The organism is Pseudomonas deceptionensis, assembly GCF_900106095.1.
GTDB classification, from domain to species: Bacteria; Pseudomonadota; Gammaproteobacteria; order Pseudomonadales; family Pseudomonadaceae; genus Aquipseudomonas; species Aquipseudomonas deceptionensis.
In genome coordinates, this window is record NZ_FNUD01000002.1 from 1,450,550 (window position 1) to 1,469,158 (window position 18,609).

Genomic DNA, 18,609 nt, shown 5'->3' on the forward strand with positions numbered 1-18,609 from the left:
GGTTTACAACATGACTATTGGTGTAGTCGGTCGTAAATGCGGTATGACCCGTATTTTCACCGAAGAAGGTGTCTCCATTCCGGTTACGGTCATTGAGATCGAGCCGAATCGCGTCACCCAGTTCAAAACTGAAGAAACCGATGGCTATCGTGCAGTGCAAGTCACTGTCGGCGAGCGTCGCGCTTCGCGTGTAACAGCTGCTCAAGCGGGTCACTTCGCTAAAGCAAACGTTGCAGCCGGTCGTACCGTAATGGAATTCCGTCTTGAAGAAGGCGAGTACCAGGCAGGCGATCTGATCAACGCTGAAATCTTCACCGCAGGTCAGATGGTCGATGTGACCGGTCAGTCCAAAGGTAAAGGCTTCCAGGGTACGATCAAGCGTTGGAATTTCCGTGGCCAAGATAACACTCACGGTAACTCCGTTTCCCACCGCGTCCCGGGCTCTATTGGCCAGTGCCAGACTCCTGGTCGTGTATTCAAGGGCAAAAAAATGTCCGGTCATATGGGCGCTGAGCGCGTGACCGTGCAGTCCCTCGAAGTAGTGCGCGTCGACGCTGAACGCAATCTGTTGTTGGTCAAGGGTGCTGTTCCTGGCGCTACTGGCGGCAACCTGGTTGTACGTCCGGCGGCCAAGGCTCGCGGTTAAGGGGAAGCTGACATGCAATTAAATGTAAATGATGCTCAAGCGATCGAAGTTTCCGAACTGACGTTCGGCGGCGAGTTCAACGAGACGCTGGTTCACCAAGCAGTCGTGGCCTACATGGCCGGCGGCCGTCAAGGTAGCAAGCAGCAAAAGACCCGTTCCGACGTTCGTGGTGGCGGTAAGCGCCCTTGGCGTCAGAAAGGTACTGGCCGTGCTCGTGCCGGTACTATCCGTAGCCCAATCTGGCGCGGCGGTGGTACTACTTTTGCAGCTCGTCCACAAGATCACTCTCAGAAGCTCAACAAGAAGATGTATCGCGCAGCAATGCGTTCCATCCTTGCTGAACTGGTTCGTACTGATCGTCTGATCGTGGTTCAGGACTTCGCAGTTGAAGCGCCGAAAACCAAAGATCTGCTGAACAAACTGAATGGCATGGGTCTGACAGACGTCCTGATCGTGTCTGAAGTTGTTGATCAGAACCTGTACCTGGCTGCTCGTAACCTGCCACACGTTGATGTACGTGACGTTCAAGGTTCCGACCCAGTTAGTCTGATCGCATACGACAAGGTGTTGATCACCGTGTCGGCCGTGAAGAAATTCGAGGAGCTGCTGGGATGAACCAGGAACGCGTATTTAAAGTTCTGCTTGGCCCGCACGTTTCCGAGAAGGCTACGGTTCTGGCAGACAAGAAAGGCCAGTTCGTTTTCAAGGTTGCTACTGATGCAACCAAGCTGGAAATCAAGAAGGCCGTCGAAAGCCTGTTCAGCGTGAAAGTTGAGCGTGTTACTACCCTGAACGTTCTGGGTAAGAGCAAGCGCACCGCTCGCGGCGTGGGCAAGCGTAATGACTGGAAGAAGGCGGTAATCTCCCTTCAGCCAGGCCAAGATCTCGATTTCAGCAGCAGTGCTGAGTAAGGAAGGGGTGCATCATGGCAATCGTTAAATGCAAACCGACTTCCCCTGGCCGCCGTCATGTGGTCAAGGTGGTCAACCAGGAGCTGCATAAAGGCGCTCCTCACGCACCGCTGCTCGAGAAGAAATCGAAGACTGGTGGTCGTAACAACAATGGCCGTATTACCACTCGTCACATCGGTGGTGGTCATAAGCAGCACTATCGTTTGGTCGACTTCCGTCGCAACGACAAAGATGGCATTCCAGCCACTGTTGAGCGTATCGAATACGATCCAAACCGTACTGCTCACATTGCTCTTATGTTGTACGCAGACGGCGAGCGCCGTTACATCATCGCCCCTAAAGGCGTGAGTGCTGGTGACCAGCTGATCGCAGGTGCTTTGGCACCGATCAAGCCGGGCAACGCTCTGCAACTGCGCAACATTCCAGTTGGTAGCACCGTACACGGCATCGAATTGAAGCCGGGTAAAGGCGCGCAAATCGCACGTTCCGCTGGTGCTTCGGCTCAGCTGGTCGCTCGTGATGGTGTCTACGTGACCCTGCGTCTGCGCTCTGGTGAAATGCGTAAAGTATTGGCTGAATGCCGTGCAACGCTTGGCGAAGTCTCGAACTCCGAGCACAGCCTGCGTTCGCTGGGTAAAGCTGGTGCCAAACGCTGGCGTGGCGTTCGCCCAACCGTTCGTGGTGTTGCCATGAACCCGGTTGACCACCCACATGGTGGTGGTGAAGGTCGTACCTCTGGTGGTCGTCATCCGGTATCGCCATGGGGCTTCCCGACTAAGGGCGCGAAGACTCGTGGTAATAAGCGTACCGACAAAATGATCGTCCGTCGTCGCAAGTAAATAGAGGGATACGACAGTGCCACGTTCTCTGAAAAAAGGTCCTTTTATTGATCTTCACCTACTGAAGAAGATCGAAGTGGCGGCGGAAAAGAACGATCGCAAACCGGTGAAAACCTGGTCGCGCCGTTCTATGATCCTGCCACAAATGGTCGGTTTGACCATCGCTGTGCATAACGGTCGTCTTCATGTCCCAGTTCTCGTGAACGAAGACATGGTTGGCCATAAACTAGGCGAGTTTGCCGGTACCCGCACATATCGTGGGCACGTGGCAGACAAGAAAGCCAAGCGTTAAGGGGTAAGGAACGATGGAAGTAGCCGCTAAGTTGTCGGGCGCTCGAATCTCCGCCCAGAAAGCCCGCTTGGTCGCCGACCAGATCCGCGGGAAGAAGGTGGGCGAAGCGCTCAACCTGTTGGCTTTCAGCAACAAGAAAGCCGCCGAGATCATCAAGAAAGTGCTGGAGTCGGCCGTAGCCAACGCCGAGCATAACGAAGGCGCAGACGTTGACGACCTCAAAGTCGCTACCGTTTTCGTCAACGAAGGGCGTTCGCTGAAGCGCATCATGCCGCGTGCCAAAGGCCGCGCTGATCGCATCGTCAAGCGGTCTTGCCATATCACTGTCAAGGTTGCTGACAAGTAACGGAGTCGAAGAGATGGGTCAGAAAGTACATCCCATTGGCATTCGCCTGGGAATCGTCAAGGAGCACACCTCCGTCTGGTACGCAGACGGTCGGACTTATGCGGACTACTTGTTCGCTGATCTGAAGGTGCGTGAATACCTCCAAGACAAACTAAAAAGCGCGTCCGTAAGCCGTATCGATATCCATCGTCCGGCCCAAACTGCACGTATCACCATCCACACTGCTCGTCCTGGTATCGTTATCGGGAAGAAAGGTGAAGATGTTGAGAAACTGCGTCAGGACCTGACCAAGCAAATGGGTGTGCCTGTGCACATCAATATCGAAGAGATCCGCAAGCCGGAGCTCGACGGTATGCTGGTTGCGCAGAGCGTAGCTCAGCAGCTGGAGCGTCGTGTAATGTTCCGTCGCGCGATGAAACGCGCTGTACAGAACGCTATGCGCATTGGTGCCAAGGGCATCAAAATCCAAGTGAGCGGTCGTCTCGGCGGTGCTGAAATCGCACGTACTGAATGGTATCGCGAAGGTCGTGTGCCATTGCACACCCTGCGTGCCGACATCGACTATGCCAACTACGAAGCTCACACCACTTACGGTGTGATCGGTGTAAAGGTTTGGATCTTCAAAGGCGAAGTAATTGGTGGTCGCCAAGAAGAGCTGAAGCCACAAGCACCAGCGCCTCGTAAAAAAGCTGCTAAGTAAGGGGTACGCCAAATGTTACAACCTAAGCGTACGAAGTTCCGCAAGCAAATGACTGGCCACAACCGTGGCTTGGCATTGCGCGGTAGCAAAGTCAGCTTCGGCGAGTATGCGCTGAAGTCTGTTGCTCGTGGTCGCCTAACCGCTCGTCAGATCGAATCAGCGCGTCGTGCACTGACCCGTCACGTTAAGCGTGGCGGTAAGATCTGGATCCGTGTATTCCCGGACAAGCCTATTTCCAAAAAGCCCCTAGAAGTTCGTATGGGTAAAGGTAAGGGTAACGTGGAATATTGGGTTGCCCAGATTCAGCCAGGCAAAGTCCTGTATGAAATCGAGGGTGTTACTGAAGAGCTGGCGCGTGAGGCTTTCGCCCTGGCTGCTGCAAAGCTGCCGCTCGCCACCTCCTTTGTTAAACGGACGGTGATGTGATGAAAGCGAATGAACTTCGTGAAAAATCCGCACAGCAGCTGAACGAGCAACTGCTCGGCTTGCTGCGCGACCAGTTCAATCTGCGTATGCAGAAAGCAACTGGCCAGTTGGGGCAGTCGCATCTGCTCTCGCAAGTTAAGCGTGACATCGCTCGCGTGAAGACTGTGCTCAAACAGCAGGCAGGTAAGTAATCATGGCTGAAGCCGAAAAGACTGTCCGTACGCTGACTGGCCGTGTTGTCAGCGACAAGATGGACAAAACCATCACCGTACTGATCGAGCGTCGCGTTAAGCACCCGATCTACGGTAAATACGTTAAGCGTTCGACTAAGCTGCACGCGCACGACGAAACCAATCAGTGCCACATCGGCGACAAAGTCACTATTCGTGAAACTCGTCCGATGGCCAAGACCAAGTCTTGGGCACTGGTTGATGTTCTCGAACGCGCTGTGGAAGTCTAAGGACTAGGGGTCGGAGAAATTATATGATTCAGACTCAATCCATGCTCGATGTGGCCGATAACAGCGGCGCACGCCGCGTTATGTGCATCAAGGTGCTGGGTGGCTCCCATCGTCGTTACGCTGGTATCGGTGACATCATCAAAGTTACCGTGAAGGAAGCAATTCCTCGCGGTAAAGTGAAAAAAGGCCAAGTGATGACTGCTGTTGTAGTCCGCACTCGTCACGGCGTACGTCGTGCTGATGGCTCCATTATCCGCTTTGATGGCAACGCTGCTGTTCTTCTGAACAACAAGCAAGAGCCGATCGGCACCCGTATCTTTGGGCCAGTGACCCGTGAACTTCGTACTGAGAAGTTCATGAAGATCGTCTCGCTCGCCCCAGAAGTGCTGTAAGGAGATCCGACATGCAAAAGATTCGTCGTGACGACGAGATCATCGTGATCGCCGGCAAAGACAAAGGTAAGCGCGGTAAGGTGCTTAAGGTTCTCGCTAACAACCGTTTGGTTATTGGCGGTCTGAACCTGGTTAAGCGTCATACCAAGCCTAACCCGATGTCGGGCGTACAAGGCGGTATCGTCGAAAAAGAAGCTCCACTGGACGCTTCTAACGTCGCCATCTTCAACGGCGAAACCAACAAGGCTGACCGCGTTGGTTTCAAAGTAGAAGAAGGCAAGAAAATTCGTGTCTTCAAGTCGACCCAAAAAGCGGTTGATGCTTGAACACTGCTAGGTAGATAAGACCATGGCACGACTAAAAGAGATTTACCGGAAGGAAATCGCTCCGAAACTTAAGGAAGAACTTAAGCTTTCGAACGTGATGGAAGTTCCGCGCGTTACCAAAATCACCCTGAACATGGGTTTGGGCGAAGCGATCGGTGATAAGAAAATCATCGAGCACGCTGTAGCTGATTTGGAAAAAATCACGGGTCAAAAATGTGTAGTGACCTACGCTCGCAAGTCCATCGCAGGCTTTAAAGTTCGCGAAGGCTGGCCGATCGGCGTTAAGGTTACTCTGCGCCGTGAGCGTATGTATGAATTCCTGGATCGTCTGCTGTCGATCTCCCTGCCTCGGGTTCGCGACTTCCGCGGCCTGAATGCCAAGTCCTTCGATGGTCGTGGTAACTACAGCATGGGCGTTAAAGAGCAGATCATCTTCCCGGAAATCGACTACGACAAAATCGATGCCCTCCGCGGTCTGGACATTACCCTGACCACCACTGCTCGAACGGATGATGAAGGTCGCGCATTGCTGCGTGCATTCAAATTCCCGTTCCGCAACTGATTGGAGTAGGACCATGGCTAAGATGAGCATGAAAAACCGCGAGCTGAAACGTCAGCTTACGGTTGCCAAGTTCGCCAAAAAGCGTGCTGCGCTGAAAGCTATCATCGTTGATCTGAACGCAAGTCCAGAAGCACGTTGGGAAGCTCAAGTTGCTCTGCAGAAGCAGCCACGTGACGCAAGCGCTGCGCGCATGCGTAACCGCTGCCGCTTGACTGGTCGTCCGCATGGTGTTTACCGCAAGTTCGGCCTTGGCCGTAACAAATTGCGTGAAGCAGCAATGCGCGGTGACGTACCAGGTCTGGTTAAAGCCAGCTGGTAAGGCGCACAGGCAAAGTTATCCCTGTCAGGGTCGCAAGATCCTGACAGCCGGTGACCTTGAATATGAATCAAGCCCCTATTGGGGCTTGATTCATTTCTGGCGTGTGTCTAGAATGACCGGCTCGCCTGAGCCCGTGCTTTTTAAGCATTGAGTCACTCGGCGACAGTTGTAGCCGCAAGGCTAATTCTTTTTGTATCAGGAGCGTCTAGCCCATGAGTATGCAGGACCCGTTAGCGGACATGCTAACTCGAATCCGTAATGCCCAGATGGCTGAAAAGTCCGTCGTAAGCATGCCATCTTCCACGTTGAAGGTAGCTGTAGCCAAAGTTCTTAAGGACGAAGGTTACATCGCGGATTATCAGATCAGCAGCGAAATCAAACCACTGCTGTCTATCGAGCTGAAGTACTTCGAAGGCCGTTCGGTTATCGAAGAAGTTAAGCGCGTTAGCCGTCCAGGCCTGCGTCAGTACAAGTCCTCCGAAGATCTGCCGAAAGTTCGTGGCGGTCTAGGTGTGTCTATCGTCTCCACCAGCAAAGGTGTGATGACGGATCGTGCTGCGCGCGCTGCCGGTGTCGGCGGCGAAGTTCTTTGCACTGTGTTCTAAGGGGGGATAAGCATGTCACGCGTCGCTAAGAACCCCGTTAAGCTGCCAGCTGGTGTCGAAGTAAAATTCGCCGGCCAACAGCTTTCGGTGAAGGGTGCCAAGGGCACTCTAGAACTGAACATCCATTCGTCCGTTGAGATCGTTGAAGAAGCTGGTGAGCTGCGTTTCGCTGCTCGCAATGGCGATCAACAAACTCGCGCAATGGCTGGTACCACTCGTGCGTTGGTAAACAACATGGTCCAAGGCGTAAGCCAAGGCTTCGAGCGCAAGCTCCAGCTGGTCGGTGTTGGTTACAAAGCGCAAGCAAAAGGCACAGTGCTGAACCTGGCTCTTGGCTTCTCGCACCCAGTGGATTACGAATTGCCGGAAGGCATCACCGCTGAGACCCCAAGCCAAACCGATATCCTGATCAAGGGCATCGATAAGCAACTGGTAGGTCAGGTGGCCGCTGAGATCCGCGGTTTCCGTCCACCAGAGCCTTATAAAGGTAAGGGTGTACGTTACGCGGACGAAGTCGTCCGTCGTAAAGAAGCCAAGAAGAAGTAGGGCATAGCAAATGACCGACAAAAAAGTTACTCGACTGCGTCGCGCTCGCAAAGCACGTCTGAAAATGCACGAACTAGAAGTCGTGCGTCTCTGCGTGTTCCGCTCGTCTCAGCATATATACGCCCAGGTCATCTCGGCCGACGGCAGCAAAGTCCTGGCAAGCGCCTCGACTTTGGACAAAGAACTGCGTGATGCTGCCACTGGCAACATCGACGCGGCCACAAAGGTTGGCCAGCTGGTCGCTACGCGTGCAAAAGCCGCTGGCGTCTCGCAGGTGGCTTTCGACCGCTCTGGCTTCAAGTACCACGGCCGCGTGAAAGCGCTGGCTGAGGCTGCTCGTGAAGCTGGGCTGGAGTTCTAAGTTATGTCAAATAACGACCAAAAGCGCGACGAAGGCTACATTGAGAAGCTGGTTCAAGTTAACCGCGTAGCCAAAACCGTTAAAGGCGGCCGTATCTTCACTTTCACCGCGTTGACCGTGGTTGGTGATGGTAAAGGGCGCGTTGGCTTCGGCCGTGGCAAGTCACGTGAAGTGCCTGCTGCGATCCAGAAGGCAATGGAAGCTGCTCGCCGCAACATGATTCAAGTGGACCTTAACGGCACCACTCTGCAGTACGCCATGAAATCCGCCCACGGCGCTTCCAAGGTTTACATGCAGCCTGCTTCTGAAGGTACCGGTATCATCGCTGGCGGCGCTATGCGTGCTGTCCTCGAAGTTGCTGGCGTTCAGAACGTACTGGCCAAGTGCTACGGCTCGACTAACCCGGTAAACGTGGTTCACGCCACTTTCAAAGGTTTGAAAGCTATGCAATCTCCTGAATCTATTGCTGCTAAGCGTGGCAAAAGCGTCAAGGAGATCTTCTGATCATGGCTACCGTTAAAGTAACGCTGATCAAAAGCATGACCGGCCGTATCCCTAATCACAAACTGTGCATTAAGGGTCTGGGTCTGCGTCGCATCGGTCACACTGTAGAAGTACTTGATACTCCCGAGAATCGCGGGATGATCAACAAGGCTTACTACATGCTGCGTGTAGAGGGTTAATCGATGAAACTCAATGATCTGAGTCCAGCGCCGGGTTCCCGTCGCGAAAAGCATCGTCCGGGCCGTGGTATCGGTAGCGGTTTGGGCAAGACTGGTGGCCGTGGTCACAAAGGTCAGTCCTCCCGTTCCGGTGGCACTATTGCTCCAGGCTTTGAAGGCGGCCAACAGCCGCTGCATCGCCGTCTGCCTAAGTTCGGTTTCGTTTCCCTGAAAGCCATGGATCGCGCAGAAGTGCGTTTGTCCGAGCTGGCTAAAGTGGCAGGCGACATCGTAACTGTGCAGACCCTGAAAGATGCCAACGTGATCAACGTCAACGTACTGCGTGTGAAAATCATGCTGTCCGGTGAGGTTACTCGCGCTGTCACAATCGGCAAGGGAATCGGCGCCACCAAAGGTGCGCGTTCGGCTATCGAAGCAGCTGGCGGCAAGTTCGAGGAATAAATGGCTAAGCAAGGTGCTCTCTCAGCGCTCAGCAAAGGCGGGTTATCCGAGCTCTGGGCTCGACTGCGTTTTCTATTCCTGGCGATTATCGTCTACCGAATAGGCGCACACATCCCAGTTCCTGGTATCAACCCGGACCGGCTGGCGGACCTGTTTCGACAGAATGAGGGGACCATTCTTAGCTTGTTCAACATGTTTTCCGGCGGCGCGCTGGAGCGGATGAGTATTTTTGCGCTGGGGATCATGCCGTACATTTCGGCATCGATCATCATGCAGCTTATGTCCGCTGTCAGCCCGCAGCTGGAGCAGTTGAAGAAGGAAGGTGAAGCTGGTCGTCGCAAGATAAGCCAGTACACCCGCTACCTCACTGTCGTTCTTGCTCTCGTTCAGGCTATTGGCATGTCCATTGGTCTGGCGGGGCAAGGCGTAGCGTTCACTGGTGACCTAGGCTTCCATTTCGTTGCAATAACCACTTTTGTGGCGGGTGCAATGTTTATGATGTGGCTGGGTGAGCAGATTACTGAGCGTGGTGTTGGCAACGGTATCTCGATGTTGATTTTTTCGGGTATCGTCGCCGGTCTTCCGAGAGCAATAGGGCAGTCTTTCGAGTCTGCACGTCAGGGTGATATCAATATCTTCGCTTTGGTTGCTATCGGTTTGCTGGCAGTAGCGATTATCGGTTTTGTGGTGTTCATTGAGCGTGGTCAGCGTCGTATTGCTGTTCACTACGCCAAGCGTCAGCAGGGCCGCAAGGTTTTTGCTGCGCAGACTAGCCACTTGCCGCTGAAAGTGAATATGGCCGGTGTTATCCCGGCTATTTTTGCGAGCAGCATTTTGCTGTTCCCGGCTTCGCTGGGTGCCTGGTTTGGTCAGTCTGAAGGTATGGGCTGGTTGCAGGACATCTCGCAGTCGATCGCTCCTGGTCAGCCGTTGAATATTCTGCTGTTTAGTGCAGGGATTATTTTCTTCTGCTTCTTCTATACGGCGTTGATGTTCAATCCGAAAGACGTAGCGGAAAACCTGAAGAAGTCCGGTGCCTTTATTCCGGGTATCCGTCCAGGCGAGCAGTCGGCACGCTATATTGATGGCGTTTTGACTCGCTTGACTCTGTTCGGTGCTCTTTATATGACGGCCGTGTGCCTGTTGCCCCAGTTCCTGGTGGTTGCGGCAAACGTTCCGTTCTACCTTGGCGGGACCTCGTTGCTGATCGTGGTCGTGGTTGTTATGGACTTCATGTCCCAAGTACAATCGCACCTCGTTTCGCACCAGTACGAATCCCTGATGAAGAAAGCCAACCTGAAGGGCTACGGCAGCGGCATGCTTCGCTGAAGTACTACCCCGTAAGGTGAGAGGAGTTGGTGATGAAAGTTCGTGCATCGGTGAAAAAGCTGTGCCGTAACTGCAAGATTATTCGCCGCGAAGGTGTTGTTCGGGTAATTTGCAGCGCGGAACCACGTCACAAACAGCGCCAAGGCTGAGTGTGATCTGTTTGAAGCCCAGCAGCTAGTGCGCTGCTGGGTTGATTATTTGTTATTACAGCGATATTATCTCGCGCCCTATTTCTTGGCTTCCGGGGCGTAGGTAGCTGTCAATTGGAGTCCCACTGAATGGCCCGTATTGCAGGCGTTAACATTCCAGATAACAAGCACACTGTTATCTCGCTGACCTACATCTTTGGTGTTGGTCGCACTACTGCGCAGAAAATTTGCGCAGAGACTGGGGTAAACCCAGCCGCTAAGATCAAAGATCTGAGCGACGAGCAGATTGAGTTGCTGCGTGGCGAAGTGGCAAAGTTCACCACTGAAGGTGACCTGCGTCGTGAAGTCAACATGAAAATCAAACGCTTGATGGACTTGGGCTGCTACCGCGGTCTGCGCCATCGTCGTGGTCTTCCAGTACGCGGTCAGCGTACCAAGACCAACGCGCGTACTCGCAAAGGTCCGCGTAAGCCGATCCGCAAGTAATCGCACCAGCGAATCGACAGGAATTTAGTCATGGCAAAACCTGCTGCTCGTCCTCGTAAAAAAGTCAAAAAGACAGTGGTTGATGGCATCGCCCACATCCACGCGTCTTTCAACAACACAATCGTGACCATCACCGACCGTCAGGGTAACGCGCTTTCTTGGGCTACCTCCGGTGGTTCGGGTTTCCGCGGTTCTCGCAAGTCCACCCCGTTCGCTGCTCAAGTAGCTGCTGAACGTGCTGGTCAAGCTGCGCTGGAATATGGCCTGAAAAACCTTGACGTTAACGTTAAAGGTCCAGGTCCAGGTCGTGAGTCCGCTGTCCGTGCTTTGAACGGCTGTGGCTATAAGATCGCCAGCATCACCGACGTGACGCCAATCCCGCACAACGGGTGCCGTCCGCCGAAGAAGCGCCGCGTGTAATCCAGGAGACTGTAAAGAATGGCTCGTTACATTGGTCCAAAATGCAAACTGGCACGTCGTGAAGGCACCGATCTCTTCCTGAAGAGTGGTGTGCGCGCTATCGAATCGAAGTGCAATATTGAAGCTGCTCCAGGCATCCACGGCCAACGCCGCGGTCGCCAATCCGACTACGGCACCCAACTGCGTGAAAAGCAGAAGGTCCGTCGTATCTACGGCGTTCTCGAGCGTCAGTTCAGCGGCTACTACAAACAAGCTGCTGGCAAGAAAGGTGCAACTGGCGAAAACCTGTTGCAACTGCTCGAATGCCGCCTGGATAACGTCGTATACCGTATGGGTTTCGGTTCTACTCGTGCCGAATCTCGTCAGTTGGTATCGCACAAGTCGATCAGCGTTAACGGTCAAACCGTAAACGTTCCGTCGTACCAGGTTCGTGCTGGTGACGTGGTCGCTATTCGCGAGAAAGCAAAGAACCAGCTTCGCATTGTCCAAGCTCTCGATCTGTGTGCCCAACGTGGCCGCGTAGAATGGGTAGAAGTAGACACTGAGAAGAAGTCGGGCGTTTTCAAGAACGTTCCTGCTCGCAGTGATCTGTCCGCCGACATCAACGAAAGCCTGATTGTCGAGCTCTACTCCAAGTAAGGGCTAGAAAATAGGTGCATCCATGCAGATTTCGGTAAATGAGTTCCTGACACCTCGCCATATTGATGTGCAAGTTGTCAGTCCAACCCGCGCTAAAATCACACTCGAGCCTCTCGAGCGTGGTTTTGGCCACACCCTGGGCAACGCGCTGCGCCGCATCCTGTTGTCCTCAATGCCAGGCTGTGCAGTAGTCGAGGCCGAGATTGACGGTGTGCTCCACGAGTACAGCGCCATCGAAGGTGTACAGGAAGACGTAATTGAAATCCTGTTGAACCTTAAAGGTCTGGCTATCAAGCTGCACGGCCGTGACGAAGTTACGCTGACCTTGTCGAAGAAGGGTTCGGGGGTGGTTACCGCTGCCGATATTCAGCTGGATCATGATGTCGAGATCGTTAATCCCGATCACGTAATCGCCAACCTGGCGTCTAACGGCGCCTTGAACATGAAGCTCACTGTAGCTCGTGGTCGTGGTTATGAACCAGCAGACTCGCGTCAGAGCGATGAAGACGAAAGCCGCAGCATCGGTCGCTTGCAGCTTGACTCTTCGTTCAGCCCGGTTCGCCGTATCGCATACGTGGTGGAAAACGCCCGTGTCGAGCAGCGTACTAACCTGGACAAGCTGGTTATTGATCTGGAAACCAACGGTACACTGGATCCTGAAGAGGCCATTCGTCGTGCTGCAACCATTCTGCAACAGCAGTTGGCTGCATTCGTCGACCTCAAAGGTGACAGCGAGCCAGTGGTAATCGAACAGGAAGACGAGATCGATCCGATCCTGCTTCGTCCGGTTGACGATCTGGAACTGACCGTGCGTTCGGCCAACTGCCTTAAGGCGGAGAACATTTACTACATCGGTGATCTGATTCAGCGTACCGAAGTAGAACTGTTGAAGACTCCGAACCTGGGCAAGAAATCCTTGACTGAAATCAAGGACGTTCTGGCCTCCCGTGGTCTGTCCCTCGGCATGCGCCTCGACAACTGGCCGCCTGCAAGTCTTAAGAAGGACGACAAGGCGACTGCCTGATCGTCGTAATCACCGAACGTTGTGTTTGGTAAGGAATGAACCATGCGTCATCGTAAAAGTGGTCGTCACCTGAGCCGCACTAGCTCCCACCGCAAGGCTATGTTTCAAAACATGGCAGTGTCGTTGTTTGAGCACGAGCTGATCAAAACGACTCTGCCGAAAGCCAAAGAATTGCGTCGCGTTGCTGAGCCGCTGATTACTCTGGCCAAGAATGATTGTCTGGCTAACCGCCGTCTGGCCTTCGACCGTACGCGTTCGAAAGCCATCGTTGGTAAGCTGTTCAACGATCTGGGCAAGCGTTATGCAACTCGTGAGGGTGGCTACCTGCGCATCCTCAAGTGCGGTTTCCGTGCTGGCGACAACGCGCCTATGGCGTACGTCGAGTTGGTTGATCGTCCAGTTGGCGGTGAAGCTGTATCCGCTGAGTAAGACGTCAGTCTCTACAAAGAACCGGGCCTAGTGCCCGGTTTTTTGTGTCTGGATTATTAGTAATATCTATTGGTGATGATCAATTAATGAATTTGCCCATATAAGCTTCATGGTCAATACTCCTCCTCAGCCGATTAGCCGGCAGCATCAAGACTGACTGAGGAAGGAATAGCATGAGCCAGACCAAAACGCTTACGACCGCCAGCGGCGCACCTGTTGCTGATAACCAGAACTCCCGATCGGCTGGGCCTCGTGGCCCCTTGTTGCTTGAAGATTTTCACCTGATTGAAAAGCTCGCGCACTTTAACCGCGAAAATATTCCAGAGCGTCGTGTGCATGCCAAAGGCTCAGGCGCCCACGGCACCTTTACGTTGACCCGTGACATGGCTCAATACAGCAGTGCCAAGCTGTTCGACACCATCGGCAAGCAAACTCCGACCTTTCTGCGCTTCTCAACAGTAGGTGGTGAGCGTGGTTCGGCAGACACCGAGCGCGATCCTCGTGGTTTTGCACTCAAGTTTTATACCGAAGAAGGCAACTGGGACATCGTGGGCAATAACACGCCCGTCTTCTTTATTCGTGACCCGCTGAAATTCCCGGATTTTATCCACACCCAAAAACGTCTGCCGCAAAGCAACCTGAAAAGTGCGCAGATGATGTGGGATTTCTGGTCGCACTCGCCTGAGTCCCTGCACCAGGTCACGATCCTGTTTTCTGATCGCGGCATTCCTGATGGCTACCGCCATATGCACGGTTTTGGCAGCCACACCTATAGCCTTATCAATGCTGCGGGTGAGCGTCACTGGGTCAAGTGGCACTACAAAACCAAGCAAGGCATCAAGAATCTGCCACCGGCTGAAGCGGCACGTCTTGCCGGTACGGATCCGGACTATGCGCAACGCGATCTGTTTGGTGCCATTGAGCGTGGTGACTTCCCGAAATGGCGTGTCTGCATGCAGATCATGACTGAAGCGCAAGCGGCGGCTCATTACGAAAACCCGTTTGACGTGACTAAAACCTGGTCGCAGAAAGAGTTCCCGTTGATTGAAATCGGTGAGCTGGAGTTGAACCGCAATCCGCTTAATTACTTCGCCGAAGTCGAGCAAGCTGCGTTTGGTCCCAGCAACATGGTCCCAGGTGTCGGTCTGTCTCCTGACCGCATGCTTCAAGGCCGCGTGTTCGCATACGCGGATGCCCATCGCTACCGTGTAGGCACTAACCACCAGCACCTGCCTATCAACGCACCGCGGGTGCCTGTGCATACCTATCAGCGTGATGGCGCGATGGCTTTTGGCAACAATGGTGGTGCTGCGCCGAACTACGAGCCCAATAGCTTCGCTGATGCGCCAAAGCAAGCGCCGCAGTACGCTGAGCCGCCTTTGGCCCTGAGTGGCGCGGCGGATCGTTACGATCATCGCGTTGACAGCGATTACTACAGTCACGCGGGTGCATTGTTCCGTCTGATGAATGACGAGCAGAAAGCCCTGCTCATCAATAACATCGCAGGCGCAATGGACGGGGTTTCGGCCGACGTCGTGGAGCGTCAGTTGCAACACTTCTACAATGCCGATCAGGCTTACGGTGACGGTGTTGCCAAAGCGCTGGGTGTAATGGCTAAGTAAGTCTAAGTGAGAAGCAGAACCGCCCTCAATAGGGCGGTTTTTGCGTTATTTAGGTCTGTTTTCTCTACAAATGCAGGATTTTATAGCGATTGAGTCGTGACCTCTCGGTCAGCTTGGTTCAAACTACAGGCTTTCAAGCAGGGAGATGTGCGGCGATGCAAGGGCACCCGGACGTAATCGATTACCTCAACACGTTGCTCACCGGCGAGCTGGCTGCACGTGACCAATATTTTGTCCACTCCCGCATGTACGAGGATTGGGGCTTTACCAAGCTGTACGAACGCATCAACCACGAAATGGAAGAAGAGGCACAACACGCTGATGCGTTGATGCGCCGGATTCTGATGCTTGAAGGCACTCCGCGCATGCGCCCGGATGACCTTGATGTAGGTGCCACGGTGCCTGAGATGTTCGCTGCCGACCTGCGCCTCGAGTACAAGGTACGTGCGGCGCTGTGCAAAGGCATCGCGCTGTGCGAGCTGCACAAAGACTACGTGAGCCGCGATATGCTGCGTATTCAGCTGGCAGACACCGAAGAAGATCACACTTACTGGCTTGAGAAGCAGTTGGGTCTGATTAAAACCATCGGCCTGCAGAACTACCTGCAATCGCAGTTCTGATTTAGATTCAAAACCTGTAGTTGCTGCCGAAGGCTGGGCCTTTTAATCAGCCTGCCTGCCTCGCAGGCTTGTACTTCGACAAGCGACTACGGACAAGGCCGAAGTTAGCGCTCATAAAAAAGCCCCTGCCATCTCTCGATGACAGGGGCTTTTTCGTACCGCGATTTAATCCCTGTCGCGTATCAGCAGTGGCTTCAGATAGAAGCCGGTATGGGATTGGCTCATCTCGGCCACTTCTTCCGGTGTGCCTGTTGCAATGATCTGCCCACCTTTGGAGCCGCCTTCAGGTCCAAGATCCACCAACCAGTCGGCGGTCTTGATCACGTCCAGGTTGTGCTCGATCACCACGACTGTATTGCCGTGATCGCGCAGTCGATGCAGCACATCCAGCAATTGCTGGATATCAGCAAAGTGCAAACCGGTTGTAGGCTCATCGAGGATATACAGTGTCTTGCCGGTATCACGCTTGGACAGTTCGCGGGACAACTTCACCCGTTGTGCCTCACCGCCTGACAGCGTTGTGGCGGACTGCCCCAGCTTGATGTACGACAGACCTACATCCATCAGCGTTTGCAGCTTGCGCGCCAATGCAGGCACGGCATCGAAGAACACACGTGCTTCTTCGATGGTCATCTCCAGCACTTCATGGATGTTCTTGCCCTTGTACTTGATCTCAAGGGTTTCACGGTTATAGCGCTTGCTCTTGCACACATCGCAAGGCACGTAGATGTCCGGCAGAAAGTGCATTTCTACCTTGATCAAGCCATCGCCCTGACAGGCTTCGCAACGTCCGCCCTTCACGTTGAAGGAGAAACGCCCCGGGCCATAGCCCCGGGAGCGGGATTCGGGCACGCCCGAAAACAACTCGCGTATCGGTGTAAACAGCCCGGTGTAAGTCGCAGGGTTGGAGCGTGGTGTGCGGCCAATCGGGCTCTGGTCAATGTCCACGACCTTGTCCAGGTGCTCAAGCCCTTTGATGCTGTCGTGGGCCGCGGCTTCAAGGGTGGTCGCGCCGTTCAGTGCCGTAGCGCTGAGCGGATAGAGCGTGTTGTTGATCAGTGTCGATTTGCCCGACCCCGAAACCCCTGTCACGCAGGTCAGCAGCCCCAGGGGGATTTCCAGATCCACATTGCGCAAGTTATTGCCGCGTGCGCCTTTGAGCGACAGCGTCAGTTTCTTGTTGCGTGGCGTGCGTTTGGCCGGCACAGGAATTTTCACCCGGCCCGACAAATACTTGCCGGTCAGTGAGTCAGGGTGCGCCATCACCTCGGCCGGCGTGCCTTGGGCGACGATATGGCCGCCATGCACACCTGCGCCGGGGCCGATATCAACCACGTAGTCGGCCAGGCGAATGGCATCCTCGTCATGCTCCACCACGATCACCGTGTTGCCGATGTCGCGCAGATGCTTGAGGGTGCCCAGCAAGCGATCGTTATCACGCTGGTGCAGGCCAATGGAGGGCTCGTCGAGGATGTACAGCACCCCCACCAGGCCCGCGCCAATCTGGCTGGCCAGACGAATACGCTGGGCTTCACCGCCAGACAGGGTGTCGGCGCTGCGATCCAGTGACAGATAGTCCAGGCCCACATTCACCAGGAACTGCAGGCGCTCGCGAATTTCCTTGAGGATCTTGTCCGCAATTTCGCCCCGACGCCCCGTCAGGCTCAGGGTGCTGAAGTACTCAGTGGCATCACCAATAGGCATATTGGTCACGGCCGGCAGGGTTTTTTCACCGACCCACACATGGCGGGCTTCACGCCGCAAGCGGGTACCGCGGCAATCCGGGCAGGCCTGGGTGCTCAGGAACTTGGCCAGTTCCTCGCGTACCGTGGCCGACTCGGTTTCGCGATAACGGCGCTCAAGGTTGGGCACGATGCCTTCAAATGGATGCGCACGTTTCACGATGTCACCGCGATCATTCAGATAGCGGAAATCAACATTTTGCGTGCCGCTGCCGTACAGGATGACCTTTTGCTTGTCGGCCGGAAGCTCGCTGAACGGCACTTCAAGGCTGAAATCGTAATGCTTGGCCAGCGCCCCGAGCATCTGGAAGTAATAAACGTTGCGCCGGTCCCAGCCGCGTATCGCGCCTTCGGCCAGCGTCAACTCACCATTGACCAGACGCTTGATGTCAAAAAACTGCTTAACCCCCAACCCGTCACAGGTCGGACAGGCACCCGCCGGGTTGTTGAAGGAAAACAGCTTGGGTTCCAGCTCGCTGATTGCGTGGCCACAGATCGGGCAGGCGAAGCGCGCGGAGAAAATCATCTCTTCGCCCGGTTCGTCGTCCATCGGTGCGACCAGGGCAATGCCGTCGGCCAGTTTCAGCGCGGTCTCGAACGACTCGGCCAGGCGTTGTTGCAGGTCTGCACGCACTTTAAAGCGGTCGACCACCACATCAATGGTGTGCTTCTTCTGCTTGTCGAGTTTAGGCAGTTCGTCCAGCTCGCAGAGCCTGCCGTTGACGCGGGCCCGCACGAAGCCCTGAGCACGCAGCTCTTCAAACACAGAAAGGTGCTCACCCTTGCGCTCGCGAATCACTGGCGCCAGCAGCATAAGCTTGCTGCCTTCAGGCTGCGCCAGCACCAGGTCGACCATTTGGCTGACGGTCTGGGCTTCCAGAGGGATATCGTGATCCGGGCAGCGCGGGATACCTACGCGGGCATACAGCAGGCGCAGGTAATCGTAAATTTCGGTGATGGTGCCGACCGTGGAACGCGGGTTATGCGAGGTCGATTTCTGCTCGATGGAAATCGCGGGCGACAGGCCTTCGATGGTATCGACGTCAGGCTTTTCCATCATCGACAGGAACTGCCGGGCATAGGCTGACAGCGACTCGACATAACGCCGCTGACCTTCGGCATACAACGTGTCAAACGCCAGGGATGATTTGCCGGAGCCAGACAGTCCGGTGATGACGATCAGTTTGTCCCTTGGCAGGGTCAGGTCGATGTTCTTCAAGTTGTGGGTTCGTGCCCCACGTATCAGGATCTTGTCCACTGCGGCCTCGCTTGGCGGGCATAACATAAACGAATG

The 18,609-nt window shown here is 54.5% G+C and carries 30 protein-coding genes; 29 read left to right on the plus strand and 1 reads right to left on the minus strand.

Annotation, left to right across the window (positions count from 1 at the left end; all coding sequences use genetic code 11):
• The first annotated feature begins 10 nt into the window (after window positions 1–10).
• From rplC to bfr, 29 genes are all read left to right on the plus strand, one after another.
• A complete protein-coding gene (gene rplC / locus BLW11_RS06530; protein ID WP_003444377.1) occupies window positions 11–646 on the plus strand; it encodes a 50S ribosomal protein L3 in 636 nt (211 codons plus the stop codon).
• A 12-nt stretch (window positions 647–658) separates the two neighbouring features.
• Window positions 659–1,261: a 50S ribosomal protein L4 gene (rplD, locus tag BLW11_RS06535; protein WP_003444376.1), complete on the plus strand. Its 603-nt coding sequence runs from the start codon at window positions 659–661 to the stop codon at window positions 1,259–1,261.
• Window positions 1,258–1,557 carry a 50S ribosomal protein L23 gene (gene rplW, locus BLW11_RS06540; protein ID WP_003444375.1) on the plus strand — a complete coding sequence of 100 codons (300 nt, stop codon included), beginning with the start codon at window positions 1,258–1,260 and terminating at the stop codon, window positions 1,555–1,557. The genes rplD and rplW overlap by 4 nt, the downstream gene beginning before the upstream one ends.
• A 14-nt stretch (window positions 1,558–1,571) precedes the next feature.
• A complete protein-coding gene (gene rplB, locus BLW11_RS06545) occupies window positions 1,572–2,396 on the plus strand; it encodes a 50S ribosomal protein L2 (protein ID WP_003444374.1) in 825 nt (274 codons plus the stop codon).
• Window positions 2,397–2,412: 16 nt separating this feature from the next.
• Window positions 2,413–2,688: a 30S ribosomal protein S19 gene (gene rpsS, locus BLW11_RS06550; RefSeq protein ID WP_003232420.1), complete on the plus strand. Its 276-nt coding sequence runs from the start codon at window positions 2,413–2,415 to the stop codon at window positions 2,686–2,688.
• Window positions 2,689–2,701: 13 nt separating this feature from the next.
• Window positions 2,702–3,034: a 50S ribosomal protein L22 gene (gene rplV / locus BLW11_RS06555; RefSeq protein ID WP_003444373.1), complete on the plus strand. Its 333-nt coding sequence runs from the start codon at window positions 2,702–2,704 to the stop codon at window positions 3,032–3,034.
• Window positions 3,035–3,047: 13 nt separating this feature from the next.
• Complete coding sequence (gene rpsC, locus BLW11_RS06560; protein ID WP_003176422.1) at window positions 3,048–3,734, plus strand: 30S ribosomal protein S3; 687 nt, start codon at window positions 3,048–3,050, stop codon at window positions 3,732–3,734.
• Between the two features lie 12 nt (window positions 3,735–3,746).
• Window positions 3,747–4,160 (plus strand): 50S ribosomal protein L16, encoded by a 414-nt coding sequence (rplP, locus tag BLW11_RS06565; RefSeq protein ID WP_016779178.1) that lies wholly within the window; start codon window positions 3,747–3,749, stop codon window positions 4,158–4,160.
• Window positions 4,160–4,351 carry a 50S ribosomal protein L29 gene (gene rpmC, locus BLW11_RS06570; protein ID WP_003444371.1) on the plus strand — a complete coding sequence of 64 codons (192 nt, stop codon included), beginning with the start codon at window positions 4,160–4,162 and terminating at the stop codon, window positions 4,349–4,351. Before rplP ends, rpmC begins: the two co-directional genes overlap by 1 nt.
• 2 nt (window positions 4,352–4,353) lie before the next feature.
• Window positions 4,354–4,620, plus strand: a complete 267-nt coding sequence (gene rpsQ / locus BLW11_RS06575; protein ID WP_003194644.1) for a 30S ribosomal protein S17 — start codon at window positions 4,354–4,356, stop codon at window positions 4,618–4,620.
• A gap of 23 nt (window positions 4,621–4,643) precedes the next feature.
• Window positions 4,644–5,012 carry a 50S ribosomal protein L14 gene (rplN, locus tag BLW11_RS06580; protein WP_002555479.1) on the plus strand — a complete coding sequence of 123 codons (369 nt, stop codon included), beginning with the start codon at window positions 4,644–4,646 and terminating at the stop codon, window positions 5,010–5,012.
• A gap of 11 nt (window positions 5,013–5,023) precedes the next feature.
• Window positions 5,024–5,338 (plus strand): 50S ribosomal protein L24, encoded by a 315-nt coding sequence (rplX, locus tag BLW11_RS06585; protein ID WP_003444369.1) that lies wholly within the window; start codon window positions 5,024–5,026, stop codon window positions 5,336–5,338.
• Window positions 5,339–5,360: 22 nt separating this feature from the next.
• Entirely contained in the window at window positions 5,361–5,900 is a 540-nt protein-coding gene (gene rplE, locus BLW11_RS06590) for a 50S ribosomal protein L5 (RefSeq protein WP_003444368.1), read from the plus strand.
• A gap of 13 nt (window positions 5,901–5,913) precedes the next feature.
• Window positions 5,914–6,219: a 30S ribosomal protein S14 gene (gene rpsN / locus BLW11_RS06595; RefSeq protein WP_003444367.1), complete on the plus strand. Its 306-nt coding sequence runs from the start codon at window positions 5,914–5,916 to the stop codon at window positions 6,217–6,219.
• 212 nt (window positions 6,220–6,431) lie between these two features.
• Window positions 6,432–6,824 carry a 30S ribosomal protein S8 gene (rpsH, locus tag BLW11_RS06600; protein WP_003444366.1) on the plus strand — a complete coding sequence of 131 codons (393 nt, stop codon included), beginning with the start codon at window positions 6,432–6,434 and terminating at the stop codon, window positions 6,822–6,824.
• A 12-nt stretch (window positions 6,825–6,836) separates the two neighbouring features.
• The gene (rplF, locus tag BLW11_RS06605) at window positions 6,837–7,370 is read left to right on the plus strand and encodes a 50S ribosomal protein L6 (protein ID WP_016779180.1); all 534 of its coding nucleotides are present in this window, start codon (window positions 6,837–6,839) and stop codon (window positions 7,368–7,370) included.
• A gap of 10 nt (window positions 7,371–7,380) precedes the next feature.
• Window positions 7,381–7,731 (plus strand): 50S ribosomal protein L18, encoded by a 351-nt coding sequence (gene rplR, locus BLW11_RS06610; protein ID WP_003444364.1) that lies wholly within the window; start codon window positions 7,381–7,383, stop codon window positions 7,729–7,731.
• Between the two features lie 3 nt (window positions 7,732–7,734).
• Entirely contained in the window at window positions 7,735–8,235 is a 501-nt protein-coding gene (gene rpsE / locus BLW11_RS06615) for a 30S ribosomal protein S5 (protein ID WP_003186035.1), read from the plus strand.
• Between the two features lie 2 nt (window positions 8,236–8,237).
• Window positions 8,238–8,414: a 50S ribosomal protein L30 gene (gene rpmD, locus BLW11_RS06620; protein ID WP_003444363.1), complete on the plus strand. Its 177-nt coding sequence runs from the start codon at window positions 8,238–8,240 to the stop codon at window positions 8,412–8,414.
• Window positions 8,415–8,417: 3 nt separating this feature from the next.
• Window positions 8,418–8,855 carry a 50S ribosomal protein L15 gene (rplO, locus tag BLW11_RS06625; protein WP_048359438.1) on the plus strand — a complete coding sequence of 146 codons (438 nt, stop codon included), beginning with the start codon at window positions 8,418–8,420 and terminating at the stop codon, window positions 8,853–8,855.
• Entirely contained in the window at window positions 8,856–10,184 is a 1,329-nt protein-coding gene (gene secY / locus BLW11_RS06630; RefSeq protein WP_019409908.1) for a preprotein translocase subunit SecY, read from the plus strand.
• Window positions 10,185–10,216: 32 nt separating this feature from the next.
• Window positions 10,217–10,333, plus strand: a complete 117-nt coding sequence (gene rpmJ / locus BLW11_RS06635) for a 50S ribosomal protein L36 (RefSeq protein ID WP_002555468.1) — start codon at window positions 10,217–10,219, stop codon at window positions 10,331–10,333.
• A 129-nt stretch (window positions 10,334–10,462) separates the two neighbouring features.
• Window positions 10,463–10,819, plus strand: coding sequence for a 30S ribosomal protein S13 (gene rpsM, locus BLW11_RS06640; protein ID WP_003444360.1), 357 nt, complete (start codon window positions 10,463–10,465; stop codon window positions 10,817–10,819).
• Between the two features lie 30 nt (window positions 10,820–10,849).
• Complete coding sequence (gene rpsK, locus BLW11_RS06645; protein WP_002555466.1) at window positions 10,850–11,239, plus strand: 30S ribosomal protein S11; 390 nt, start codon at window positions 10,850–10,852, stop codon at window positions 11,237–11,239.
• A gap of 18 nt (window positions 11,240–11,257) precedes the next feature.
• Window positions 11,258–11,878 (plus strand): 30S ribosomal protein S4, encoded by a 621-nt coding sequence (gene rpsD, locus BLW11_RS06650; protein WP_003444359.1) that lies wholly within the window; start codon window positions 11,258–11,260, stop codon window positions 11,876–11,878.
• 22 nt (window positions 11,879–11,900) lie between these two features.
• On the plus strand, window positions 11,901–12,902 hold the full coding sequence (locus tag BLW11_RS06655; protein ID WP_003176403.1) for a DNA-directed RNA polymerase subunit alpha: 1,002 nt from the start codon (window positions 11,901–11,903) through the stop codon (window positions 12,900–12,902).
• Window positions 12,903–12,944: 42 nt separating this feature from the next.
• Window positions 12,945–13,331 carry a 50S ribosomal protein L17 gene (rplQ, locus tag BLW11_RS06660; RefSeq protein WP_003444357.1) on the plus strand — a complete coding sequence of 129 codons (387 nt, stop codon included), beginning with the start codon at window positions 12,945–12,947 and terminating at the stop codon, window positions 13,329–13,331.
• A 173-nt stretch (window positions 13,332–13,504) separates the two neighbouring features.
• Complete coding sequence (locus tag BLW11_RS06665; protein WP_048359437.1) at window positions 13,505–14,953, plus strand: catalase; 1,449 nt, start codon at window positions 13,505–13,507, stop codon at window positions 14,951–14,953.
• Window positions 14,954–15,108: 155 nt separating this feature from the next.
• Complete coding sequence (gene bfr, locus BLW11_RS06670; protein ID WP_048359436.1) at window positions 15,109–15,573, plus strand: bacterioferritin; 465 nt, start codon at window positions 15,109–15,111, stop codon at window positions 15,571–15,573.
• Between the two features lie 165 nt (window positions 15,574–15,738).
• Here bfr and uvrA read toward each other — a convergent pair whose 3' ends face one another.
• Window positions 15,739–18,573: an excinuclease ABC subunit UvrA gene (gene uvrA / locus BLW11_RS06675; RefSeq protein ID WP_048359435.1), complete on the minus strand. Its 2,835-nt coding sequence runs from the start codon at window positions 18,571–18,573 to the stop codon at window positions 15,739–15,741.
• Window positions 18,574–18,609: the final 36 nt, after the last annotated feature.

Bases quoted from the DNA above. Each gene is read 5' to 3' on its own strand.
- secY (WP_019409908.1), top strand. From the start codon at position 8,856: ATGGCTAAGCAAGGTGCTCTCTCAGCGCTCAGCAAAGGCGGGTTATCC.
- rpsQ (WP_003194644.1), top strand. From the start codon at position 4,354: ATGGCTGAAGCCGAAAAGACTGTCCGTACGCTGACTGGCCGTGTTGTC.
- BLW11_RS06665 (WP_048359437.1), top strand. From the start codon at position 13,505: ATGAGCCAGACCAAAACGCTTACGACCGCCAGCGGCGCACCTGTTGCT.
- rplV (WP_003444373.1), top strand. From the start codon at position 2,702: ATGGAAGTAGCCGCTAAGTTGTCGGGCGCTCGAATCTCCGCCCAGAAA.
- rplO (WP_048359438.1), top strand. From the start codon at position 8,418: ATGAAACTCAATGATCTGAGTCCAGCGCCGGGTTCCCGTCGCGAAAAG.
- rpsC (WP_003176422.1), top strand. From the start codon at position 3,048: ATGGGTCAGAAAGTACATCCCATTGGCATTCGCCTGGGAATCGTCAAG.
- rpsD (WP_003444359.1), top strand. From the start codon at position 11,258: ATGGCTCGTTACATTGGTCCAAAATGCAAACTGGCACGTCGTGAAGGC.
- rplR (WP_003444364.1), top strand. From the start codon at position 7,381: ATGACCGACAAAAAAGTTACTCGACTGCGTCGCGCTCGCAAAGCACGT.
- rplN (WP_002555479.1), top strand. From the start codon at position 4,644: ATGATTCAGACTCAATCCATGCTCGATGTGGCCGATAACAGCGGCGCA.
- rplE (WP_003444368.1), top strand. From the start codon at position 5,361: ATGGCACGACTAAAAGAGATTTACCGGAAGGAAATCGCTCCGAAACTT.
- rpsE (WP_003186035.1), top strand. From the start codon at position 7,735: ATGTCAAATAACGACCAAAAGCGCGACGAAGGCTACATTGAGAAGCTG.
- rpmJ (WP_002555468.1), top strand. From the start codon at position 10,217: ATGAAAGTTCGTGCATCGGTGAAAAAGCTGTGCCGTAACTGCAAGATT.
- rplF (WP_016779180.1), top strand. From the start codon at position 6,837: ATGTCACGCGTCGCTAAGAACCCCGTTAAGCTGCCAGCTGGTGTCGAA.
- rplB (WP_003444374.1), top strand. From the start codon at position 1,572: ATGGCAATCGTTAAATGCAAACCGACTTCCCCTGGCCGCCGTCATGTG.
- rpmC (WP_003444371.1), top strand. From the start codon at position 4,160: ATGAAAGCGAATGAACTTCGTGAAAAATCCGCACAGCAGCTGAACGAG.
- rplW (WP_003444375.1), top strand. From the start codon at position 1,258: ATGAACCAGGAACGCGTATTTAAAGTTCTGCTTGGCCCGCACGTTTCC.
- rpmD (WP_003444363.1), top strand. From the start codon at position 8,238: ATGGCTACCGTTAAAGTAACGCTGATCAAAAGCATGACCGGCCGTATC.
- rplD (WP_003444376.1), top strand. From the start codon at position 659: ATGCAATTAAATGTAAATGATGCTCAAGCGATCGAAGTTTCCGAACTG.
- rpsH (WP_003444366.1), top strand. From the start codon at position 6,432: ATGAGTATGCAGGACCCGTTAGCGGACATGCTAACTCGAATCCGTAAT.
- rpsN (WP_003444367.1), top strand. From the start codon at position 5,914: ATGGCTAAGATGAGCATGAAAAACCGCGAGCTGAAACGTCAGCTTACG.
- rpsM (WP_003444360.1), top strand. From the start codon at position 10,463: ATGGCCCGTATTGCAGGCGTTAACATTCCAGATAACAAGCACACTGTT.
- rplQ (WP_003444357.1), top strand. From the start codon at position 12,945: ATGCGTCATCGTAAAAGTGGTCGTCACCTGAGCCGCACTAGCTCCCAC.
- rplC (WP_003444377.1), top strand. From the start codon at position 11: ATGACTATTGGTGTAGTCGGTCGTAAATGCGGTATGACCCGTATTTTC.
- rpsK (WP_002555466.1), top strand. From the start codon at position 10,850: ATGGCAAAACCTGCTGCTCGTCCTCGTAAAAAAGTCAAAAAGACAGTG.
- rplX (WP_003444369.1), top strand. From the start codon at position 5,024: ATGCAAAAGATTCGTCGTGACGACGAGATCATCGTGATCGCCGGCAAA.
- bfr (WP_048359436.1), top strand. From the start codon at position 15,109: ATGCAAGGGCACCCGGACGTAATCGATTACCTCAACACGTTGCTCACC.
- rplP (WP_016779178.1), top strand. From the start codon at position 3,747: ATGTTACAACCTAAGCGTACGAAGTTCCGCAAGCAAATGACTGGCCAC.
- BLW11_RS06655 (WP_003176403.1), top strand. From the start codon at position 11,901: ATGCAGATTTCGGTAAATGAGTTCCTGACACCTCGCCATATTGATGTG.